The 267-nt window shown below is 39.3% G+C and carries 1 protein-coding gene; it reads left to right on the plus strand.

The window, feature by feature from the left end:
* Positions 1-257 (plus strand): hypothetical protein (locus A0765_RS10785; RefSeq protein ID WP_207638209.1); only part of this gene is annotated, 257 nt, incomplete at its 5' end.
* Positions 258-267: the final 10 nt, after the last annotated feature.

Below are 267 nucleotides of genomic sequence, written 5' to 3' on the forward strand. Positions count from 1 at the left end.
CGGAAAATACGGAAGCGGAAAATACGGAAACGCGCGGGAACATACAAAATATACCTTTCTCACACAAGAAATATATGCTACTTGCAAAATATCATACCAAAAAACTTTTCACAACCGAAACCAAAACCAACGGATATCATACATTACACTACCACCATTCAAACTTTACTACTATCCTCCCTTCAGTTTCCCTTTTTCTGCCTTTTTCGGTGACGGAAATACGCTTCAGAGACCCTAAAGGGAAATCCATGCCATAACAGGAAAGTA

It is taken from the genome of Streptococcus cristatus (assembly GCF_001588905.1).
Taxonomy (GTDB): domain Bacteria; phylum Bacillota; class Bacilli; order Lactobacillales; family Streptococcaceae; genus Streptococcus; species Streptococcus cristatus_N.